Source organism: Dactylosporangium sp. NPDC049525 (assembly GCF_040676755.1).
Taxonomy (GTDB): Bacteria; Actinomycetota; Actinomycetes; order Mycobacteriales; family Micromonosporaceae; genus Dactylosporangium.
The window spans coordinates 1-9397 of sequence record NZ_JBFAPO010000122.1 but is presented as its reverse complement, the minus strand read 5'-3'; the positions used below and the strand labels follow the sequence as shown (position 1 = coordinate 9397).

Here is a 9397-nt window from a genome sequence, read left to right as displayed (position 1 = left end):
GTTCGCAACGTTGCGAACCGCGCCCGTCTTTGTCCGGCGATGCTCAGGCCTGTTTCCAGATGAGAATCAGGGCCAGGTTGACGACGTAGACGACGCCCAGGATCAGGGCCCACGTCAGGCGGCCCGCGGCCCACAGGGCCAGGACGCCCGAGCCGAACCACGCCACGTCGAGAATCAGGTGCGCGGCGCCGTCGAGCTTCATCGCGGCCTTCGGCGCGCCCCACAGTGCCCAGATCACGATGAGCAGCAGCGGGCCGCCGACGCCGGCAGTGACCCGGACCAGGACCGAGGCGTGCAGCGTGAAGCCCCAGTAGACCACCGCCGCGAGCACCGCCAGCTCGGCCAGGAACCGCACCGCGAGGTTCACCATCTGTGCGCCAGCGAGCATCAGACTCTCCAGTTTCGAAGGAACGCCAGGCATCGGCGAACGACAATCGAAGACGATATCGGTCCCGGCGGTGATGTCATACGACCAGCGCCAGGTCCCGGGTGACGTCCGAGGCCAGCCGGCTGGTGAGGTCCGGCAGCGCGGCGCCGGCGAAGTAGAAGTGCCCGCCGGGAAACGTGTGGTGGGTGAACGGGCCGGTCGTGCGCTGCGACCAGGCGGCCATCGCGGCCGGCGGCGCCCACTGGTCGCGGGCACCGCCGTAGACGGTCAGCGGGCAGTCCAGCGGCGCCTGGACGCCGGCCGGGTGGTAGGAGTCCACGGCGGCCAGGTCGGCGCGGACCAGGCGCAGGAAACGGTCCCGGAACGCCGGGTTCTCCGCCAGCCAGTCCGGCACCCCGCCGAGGTCGGCGAGGGCGGCCAGGAGGGCCGCGTCGCCGAGGCGGTGCAGACCGCCGCGGCCGGCGGGCCAGCCGGGCGGCTGGCGGCCGGACAGGCCGACCCACAGCGGCGGGGTGCCGGCCGCGGTCCACGCCCGGGCCACCTCCCACGCCACGATCGCGCCCATGCTGTGGCCGAACAGCGCCACCGGCACGTCCCGCAGCGGCTCCAGGTCCGCCAGGGCACGGCCGACGACCGCCGCCATGCCGGTGAGCGGCGTGTCGGCGGCCCGCTTGCCGCGGCCCGGCAGGTCGAGTAACGCGACGTCCCAGTCGGCCAGGAGGTGGCGGCTCATCGGGAAGTACGCGGCGGCCGAGCCGCCGGCGTGGTGGAACCCGATGAGCCGCACCGCCGGCGCGGCGAGGGGCCGCGGGCGGATGAACGCCGTCACCGCGTGACCAGCCGTGCGGCCCCGACGATGTCGGTGGCGAGGCAGCCGAGCAGCGACGCGAGGGGCGCGTCCATGTCCATGAGCTCCAGCGGCACCGTCGTGTTGAACCGCTGCTCGACCCCCTTCACGAAGAGCATGGCGGTGAACGAGTCACCGCCGATCTCCAGGAACGACTGCCGCGGGTCGAGCTCGTCCTCGGCGTGCAGGACGGCCCGCAGCTCGGCCATCAGCGCCTCGGTGACCGCGTCGTGGGACAGCCCGCCGTCGCCCGATTCCGCCGCACCGGCCGGGCCGGTGAGCGCGGCGACCGGCGCGACGTCCGGCTCGTCGACCCAGAACCGGCGCCGTTGGAACGGGTAGCACGGCAGGTCGGCGACGATCCGGTCGCCGGGGCGGCGCAGGACGTCGAAGCGCACGTCCGCACCGGCCTGGAACACGGCGCCGAGCGCGGCCAGCAGCAGCCGCGGGGTCTGCGCCGGGTCGCCGTTGACGAGCGGGTGGACCTGGTCGTCCCACGACAGTCGCACCATCCCCGCGGGCAGGCCCGGCTCGACGCCGGTGCGCACCATCACGCCGAGCAGCGTGAGCATCCGGGCCAGCCGGTCCGGGGCCGCGTCGGTGCGCTGGTCGCCGGCGGCCAGCAGGGGGAACGCCCCGGCGAGCCGGTCGGCGGCGGCCGCGACGTTCGGCGCCGGCGGCCCGCAGTGCAGCCGCAGCTGGGCGAACGCCGCCGACGTGTCGTGGATCGGTGCGGCACCGAGCCGCTCGGCCAGCTGCGCGCCGGTGTCGCCGACGACCGCCAGCCGGTACGGGAACGCGACCCGCCCGGTGCGCAGCGTGTGGCAGGCCGCGGAGAGCTCGGCGGCGCCGAGGCCGGCGAGGCGGGGCGCCAGGGTGACGGCCAGCTGCCGCACCGCCGACGGGTCCTTCGCCGACAGCGTGAGCAGCTGCGGCGCCGGCGCCGCGCCCGTGACCGGGGCCGCCGGCGCGGACCGGTGCGGCAGCAGGGCCGCGACCCGCTGCGGGTCGTAGGCCTCCAGCACCGCGTGCGCGTTGGTGCCGCTGAGCCCGAACGCGCTGACCCCGGCGACCCGGTGCGGCAGCGCGGCCGGCCACGCCGCGGCGCGGTCCGGGACCGTGAGATGGTTCTCGGTCCACGGGATCAGCGGGTTGAGCGGCCCGTCGGCGGCGCTGCGGGCGGCCGGGATGCGCCCGGAGCGCAGCATCAGCACCAGCTTCACCAGCGACGCGATCCCGGACGCGGCCTCGAGGTGGCCGATGCGGGACTTGACGCTGCCGATCGCCAGCGGCACCCCGCGGGTGCCGGCCGCGGCGCCGAAGACCGCCTGGAGGGCGCCGGCCTCGAGCGGGTCGCCGAGGCGGGTGCCGGTGCCGTGCGCCTCGACGTAGCCGACCTCCTCGGGGCGGACCCCGGCCTCCTGGAGGGCGGCCCGGATCACCTGCTGCTGGGCCGGTCCACTGGGGACGGTCAGGCCGGAGGAGGCGCCGTCGGAGTTGACGGCGGTGCCGCGCAGCACGGCCAGGACGGTCCGCTCCTCGCGCAGGGCCTGTTCCAGGGTCATCAGCACGAGCACCCCGGCGCCCTCACCGCGGCCGTAGCCGTCGGCGTCGGCGCTGAACGCCTTGGTCCGCCCGTCGGGGGCGAGGGCCCGGCTCTGGCACAGCGACACCATGAGGTCCGCCGACAGCACCAGGTTCGCGCCGCCGACGATCGCATACCGGCACTCCTCGCGGCGCAACGCCTGCGCCGCGAGGTGCAGCGCGACGAGCGAGGAGGAGCAGGCGGTGTCGACGCTCAACGCCGGGCCGGCCAGGCCGAGCGCGTAGCTGATCCGGCCGGCCGCGAAGCACAGCCCGCCGCTGGTGCCGAAGTACGGGTCGATCCCGGACTTGTCGGCGCCGACGGCGAGGCGCTGGGAGTACTCGGCGCCCATGATGCCCACGAACACGCCCGCGTCGAGGCGGTCGGTGCGCCGCACGGCGATGCCGGCCCGCTCCATCGCCTCCCACGCCGTCTCCAGCAGCAGCCGCTGCTGCGGGTCCAGGGCCTCGGCCTCTCGCTGGGAGATGCCGAAGAACCCGGCGTCGAACTCGGCGATCCCGCCGAGGAATCCGGCCTTGTCCACATAGGACTTTCCGGGGCCGCCGGCGGGGTCGTGGACCGCGCGCAGGCCGGGGCGGTCGTCCGGGATCGGGCTCACCGCCGTGTGGTCGCTGTTGAGGAAGTCCCAGTACGCCTCGGGTGTGTTGAGCCCGCCGGGCAGGCGCAGGCCGAGACCGACGACCGCCAGTGGCGCGCGGCGTGCGCCCTCCAGTTCGGCGACGCGGTGTTTCAGCGTGCGGGACAGGCGGAGCTGCTCCTCCATCAGGTGACGCAGCTGTTCCAGTTCCACGGTCATCCTCTCTTCTCGCTGTTCAGGTCCTGTTGGACGGCAAGGATGAGCTGGTCGAGGGAGAGCTCGGACAGTTCGGTGTCCGCGCCGGCGGTGGCGGGCGGCGGCAGCACCTCCGTGGCGACCGGGTAGGTCTCGGCGGCCGGCCCTGAAGCTGGGGCCGGGTACGCCAGGTCGTGCACGAAGCGGGTGATCGCCTGCACCGTCGGGTAGTCGATGCCCATCGTGGCCGGCAGGTCCGCGGCGAGGGCGTGTTCGAGCCTGGCCCGCAGGTCGATCACCATGATCGAGTCGAGGCCGATCTCGGCGAAGCTGAGAGACTCGTCGACGGCACTGTGGTCGCCGACGATGGCGCCGAGCATCTCGCGGACCGCGCCGCGCAGCGCGGCCTCGCGGCCGGCCGGGGCGATGTCGTCGACGTCCCGCCGCAGCCAGCCCTTCGGCTGCGCCGGCTGGGCGGCCGGTGCGGCGCCGCTGCCGCCCGCGCGGTCGGTGAGGGCGGCGACAAGCGCCGCTCTCGGGTGCCCGGCGACCTGCTCGGTGTAGCGCGCGACGTCGAGGTCGACGGCGAGCAGCCGGGGCAGTTCGCCGGCGACGGCCAGGGCCAGCAGCGGCGCCGCCGCGTCGTCGTCGAGGGGCCGGACCCCGAGCCGCTCGCCGGCCCGGCGGACCGCGTCGGCGGCCGCCATGCCGCCCTTCGCGGCCGGGGTCCACGGACCCCAGTTGACCGCCGTGGCCGGCACCCCACCGGCCCGCAGCGCCTCGGCGAGGCCGTCCAGGAAGCCGTTCGCCGCGCCGTAGTTGACCTGCCCGGCCGAGCCGAGCAGGCTCGACGCCGACGAGAACAGCACGAACGCGGTGAGCGGCTGCCCGCGGGTCGCGGCCGCGAGGTGCTCGGCCCCCGCCGCCTTGGCCTCGAATACCGTGCGCAGGGACTCCTCGTCGAGCTCCTCGAACGGCCGGTCGTCGAGGACCCCGGCGAGGTGCAGGACGCCTTGCAGCGGGCCGGTCGCGGTGGCCGCGGCGACCGCGCGGGCGCAGTCGGCCGGGGCGGTGACGTCGCCGCGGACCACTCCGACGGTGACGCCGGCGGCGACGAGGTCGTCGATGACCTCCTGCGCGGCCGGGTCCGGGGCGGAGCGGCCCATCAGCGTGATCGCGGTCGTGCCCTGCTGGGCCAGCAGCCGGGCGCTGCTCAGGCCGAGCGCGCCGAGCCCGCCGGTGACCAGGACGTTGCGCGGCCAGGCCGCGATCGCCGGGCCGGACGTGACCGGGACCAGCCGGGCCGCCGTGACGGGCTGGGCAGCGCTCGCGTCGACCGTCAGGCGCGGTTCCGGTACCCCGGACGCCGCCGCGTGGGCGAGGACCCCGGCGAGGACCTCGGGGCGGTGCTCCCCCTCGACCGTGACCCGCAGCAGGCGCCGCCGTGGCTGCTCGGCCTCCAGCGCCGCGAGCATCCCCCACAGCGCCTGCCGCAGCGGGGCCGCCTGCGCGCCGCCCGCGGCCAGGACCGCGTAGGGCACGTCCGGTGCGGCCGCGCGCAGCGACCGGGTCAGCTCCCACACGGCGAGCCGGGCGTCCTGCGCCGTGGCGGTGGCCGCGTCCAGGAACCGCGCGTCGACGACGAGTTCGGCGTCGCCGGGCGGCAGCGCCGCGACCGCCGCGCGCAGAGCCGGGTCGCCGCCGACGACGGTGACGCTCGCCCCGGCCGCCTGGCCGGTCCAGTCGCCGGCGACGGGGACCAGGTCGAGCCGGTACCCGCCGGACGGGCCGCCCTGCAGGCTCTGCTGCAGCACGGTGCGCGAGGCGGCCCGGACCCGGAAGTCGTCGGCCGTGAACAGGGTCCGTCCGGCGCCGGTGAACAGCCGGATGTCCGCGCTCTCCACCCGCCAGCGCCCCTCCGACAGCGGCGCGGCCTGGGTCACCGTGACGTGCCCCCACAGCTCGTCGTCGGCGTCGGGGCGGCCGGTGAAGGCCAGCCGGCGCGCCGCGAACGGGATCGCCAGCTCCGGGGACTCCCCGTCGGGGCCCTCGCCGAGGAACCCGGCGATGCTCTGGAAGCACGAGTCGATCAGGCCGGGGTACAGCTCGTAGTCGGCCGGGTCGTCGGGCAGCTGCGGGCGGCGGTACCGCACGAGCGTGTCGTTGCCGCGCAGCCACGCCTCGCCGACCCAGCGGAACGCCGGCCCGAGGGTGTAGCCGAGCTCGCGGGCCTGCCGGTAGAACTGTTCGCCGGTGATGTGCCGCTCGGCGGTGGCGATGAACGCGGCCACGTCCGGCGCGTCGCCGGGGACCGCGACGGCGGGTGCGCCGAGGCGGCCCGACATGTGCTCCTGCCAGCGGCCGTGCGCCGGGTCGAACAGGCTCTGCACACTCAGTTTCGGCGCCTGACCGTCCACTTCGGACACGATGAGTTGCACCTCGTACCGCTCGTCGTCCTTGATGACGAGGGCGCGCGGGCAGACGAAGTCCTCGACCGTGATCGGCAGCCCGCCGGGCGCGAGCGCGCTCAGGAGGGTGGCCAGGTGCGAGGCCGCCGGCGTGACCACGGTGCCGTAGAGGCGGTGGTCGCCGAGGTACGGCGGGAAGACCGGGCTGCGCTCGAAGCTGAACACCCGCCCGGCGAGCCCCGGCGAGCGCACCTCGCGGCCCCAGTGCGGGGTCGCCGGCGCGGTCGGGGCGGCGGGCGCGGCGCCGGCCGGGACCCAGTAGCGGGTGTCGGCGAACGGGTACCGGGGCGCGTCGGCGCGCGGCAACCCGTCCGGTGCCTGCACGGCCGCCCAGTCGAGGCGCTGGCCGTGCTCGTACAGGGTACGGGCCGCGCCGAGCATCCCGGCCCGGTCGGACGCGCCGCGCCGCAGCGACGCGAGCGCGGTCTCGGTGGTCGCGACCCCCATCGCCGTGGCCAGGTTTCCCAGGGTCCGGCCGGGGCCGATCTCCAGGTACAGGTCGATGTCGAGCTCGCGCAGCTGCTCGGCGCCGGCGGCGAAGCGGACCGGGCGGCGCACGTGCTCGCACCAGTACTCGGCGTCGTACTGCCCGGGCGTGGCCAGCCGGCCGGTGACGTTGGCGACGATCGGGATCCGGGGCCGGGCGTGCTCCAGGCCGTCGATCGCGGCCCGCAGCTGCGGCAGGATCGGGTCCATCAGCCGGGAGTGGAAGGCGTGCGAGACGACCAGCGCGCGGTTCTGGATGCCGTCGGCGGTGAGCCGCGCGGCGAGGTCCTCGACGGCCTCCGGCGCACCGGCGACGACGGTCGCCTGCGGCCCGTTGACGGCGGCGATGTCCAGCCCGGTGCCGGCGATGCGCTCGGCGACGACGTCGGGTGCGGCGACGACGGCCAGCATCGACCCGGCCGCGGTCCCCTGCATCAGCCGGGCCCGGTGCGCGATGAGGTCCAGGCCGGCGGGCAGGTCGAGGACCCCGGCGTGCACGGCGGCGGCGATCTCGCCGACGCTGTGGCCGAGGACCGCGACCGGTTCGACGCCCCACGACCGCCACAGCGCGGCGAGGGCCAGCTCCAGCGCGACGAGGGCGGGCTGGGTGATCCGGGTCTGGTTGATCAGGTCCCGGTCGGTGCCGGCGAACATCAGGTCGGTCAGCGGGGCGCCGAGGGCGTCGCCGAAGTGCGCGGCGCAGGCGTCGATGACGGCCCGGAACACGGGTTCGGTGCGGTACAGCTCGGCGCCCATCCCGAAGTACTGGCTGCCCTGGCCGGAGAACAGGAACGCGACGCGCGGCGGGCGGCCGGAACGGGCCGACGGACCACGGCCGAGGGCGGCGATCAGCTGCTCGCGGGTGGTGCCGGTCGCCGCGCGGCGGACCGGCAGGTGGGCCCGGCCGGCGCCGGCGGTGGCCGCGAGGGACGCGACCTCCTCGTCGGTGGCGTCGCCGAGCCGCCGCGTCCACGCCTCGGTGAGCCGGGCCAGGCCGTCCTCGTCGGCCGCCGACAGCGGCAGCAGGACCGCGCCCGCGGCCGGGGCCGGCCGGGTCGCCGGTTCGGGTGCCTCGCCGACGATCACGTGCGCGTTGGTGCCGCTGAACCCGAACCCGGAGACCCCGGCCAGGCGCGGCCGGTCCCCCCGCCGCCACGGCTGGAGCGAGTCCAGGACCCGGACGTTCATGTCCGCCCACGGCACGTGCGGGTTCAGCTCGGCGCAGTGCAGGTTGGGCGGGAGCTGCCCGTTGCGCAGCGCCAGGACTGTCTTGATGAGCGCCACCACGCCGGCCGCCGACTCGCAGTGCCCGACGACGCTCTTGACCGACCCGAGGTGCAGCGGGCGGCCGGGCGCGCGGCCCCGGGACAGGACCGACCACGCGGCGGCCAGCTCGATCGGGTCGCCGAGCGACGTGCCGGTGCCGTGTGCCTCGAGGAAGTCGATGTCGCCGGGGGCGACCCGGGCGTCGGCGAGGGCGTCGGCGATGACGTCCTCCTGGGCCCGGCCGCTGGGGACGGTCAGCCCGGACGAGGCGCCGTCGGAGTTGACGGCGCTGCCGTGCAGGACGGCGAGGATCGGGTCGCCGTCGCGGCGGGCGTCGGACAGCCGCCGCAGGACCAGCGCCCCGACGCCCTCGGAGCGCACGAAGCCGTCCGCGTCCGCCGAGAACGTCTTGCACCGCCCGTCCGGCGACAGCATGTGCGCGCGGCTCACCGCGACCGACGCGGTCGGTGCGGCGATGACGTTGACGCCGCCGGCGATGGCCCGGTCGGTCTCGCCCTGCCGCAGCGAGCGGATCGCCAGGTGGACCGCGACGAGCGACGACGAGCAGGCGGTGTCGACGGCCAGGGCCGGGCCGCGCAGGCCGAGGGTGAACGCGATCCGCCCGGCGGCGGCGTTGAGGGCGGTGCCGGTGCCGAAGTAGGCGTCGAGCCCTTCCAGGCCGCCGCGTTCCAGCAGCCGGCCGTAGTCGGAGTTGGAGATGCCGACGAAGACGCCGGTCCGGGTCCCGGCCAGGCTGCTCGGGTCGGTCCCGGCGGACTCCAGGGCGTGCCACGCCGATTCCAGCAGCAGCCGGTGCTGCGGGTCGAGGTTCTCCGCCTCGCGGGCCGGCACGCCGAAGAACCCGGCGTCGAAGCGGTCCACGTCGGCGAGGAAGCCGCCCTGGTCGGTGGTGACGGTCCCGGCCCGCATCGGGTCCGGGTCGCGCAGCGCGGCGCTGTCCCACCGCGACGGCGGCACCTCACCGACGGCGTCGCGGCCGTCGCGCAGCAGCGCCCAGAACTCCTCGACGGAGTCCGCGCCCGGGAACCGCCCGGCCATGCCCACGACCGCGATCGGCTCGCCGCCGTCGCCGGATGGGTCCGCGGCGGTGCGCTCGGGCGTCGCGGTGGCGTCCGGCGGCTCGAACGCTGCCGGTGCCGCATCCGTTGCCGGCGGCGCGGGGATCGGCTCGGGGCGGCCGCTGAGACGGTCGGTGAGCAGGTCCGCGAGGGCGCCGGCGGTCGGGTGGTCGAAGACGTCGGAGATGGTGACCGGGACGCCGAGCTCGGCGGCGAGGGCCTTGGTGAGGTCGACGGCCATCATCGAGTCCAGGCCCAGGTCGAAGAACCCGATGTCGGGGCGGACCCGGCCGTCGGCGTGGCCGAGGACGGCGGCGACGGCCGCGGTGACGATGCCGGCGACGGCGTCGCGCCGGGTCACCTCGGGCAGGTCGAGCAGGTCGGTCCGCAGCACTGCCACGGTCGCCGGGTCGGCCGGCGGGGCCGCCGGGGGCGCGGAGTCCGGGCCCGCGGCGGGCGGGGCCGGCGGGGGGGTGTGACCGGCG

At 76.3% G+C, this 9397-nt stretch carries 4 protein-coding genes; all 4 read right to left on the bottom strand.

What is annotated here, in order from left to right:
• Positions 1-43: 43 nt before the first annotated feature.
• A complete protein-coding gene (locus tag AB0K00_RS57095; protein ID WP_363539992.1) occupies positions 44-388 on the bottom strand; it encodes a YrdB family protein in 345 nt (114 codons plus the stop codon).
• 76 nt (positions 389-464) lie between these two features.
• Entirely contained in the window at positions 465-1217 is a 753-nt protein-coding gene (locus tag AB0K00_RS57090) for an alpha/beta fold hydrolase (protein WP_363539990.1), read from the bottom strand.
• Complete coding sequence (locus AB0K00_RS57085; protein ID WP_363539988.1) at positions 1214-3637, bottom strand: beta-ketoacyl synthase N-terminal-like domain-containing protein; 2424 nt, start codon at positions 3635-3637, stop codon at positions 1214-1216. Before AB0K00_RS57085 ends, AB0K00_RS57090 begins: the two co-directional genes overlap by 4 nt.
• Positions 3634-9312 (bottom strand): SDR family NAD(P)-dependent oxidoreductase, encoded by a 5679-nt coding sequence (locus tag AB0K00_RS57080; protein ID WP_363539986.1) that lies wholly within the window; start codon positions 9310-9312, stop codon positions 3634-3636. The genes AB0K00_RS57085 and AB0K00_RS57080 overlap by 4 nt, the downstream gene beginning before the upstream one ends.
• Positions 9313-9397: the final 85 nt, after the last annotated feature.

Coding starts and splice junctions, on each gene's coding strand:
- AB0K00_RS57095 (WP_363539992.1), bottom strand. CDS start 388: ATGCTCGCTGGCGCACAGATGGTGAACCTCGCGGTGCGGTTCCTGGCC.
- AB0K00_RS57085 (WP_363539988.1), bottom strand. CDS start 3,637: ATGACCGTGGAACTGGAACAGCTGCGTCACCTGATGGAGGAGCAGCTC.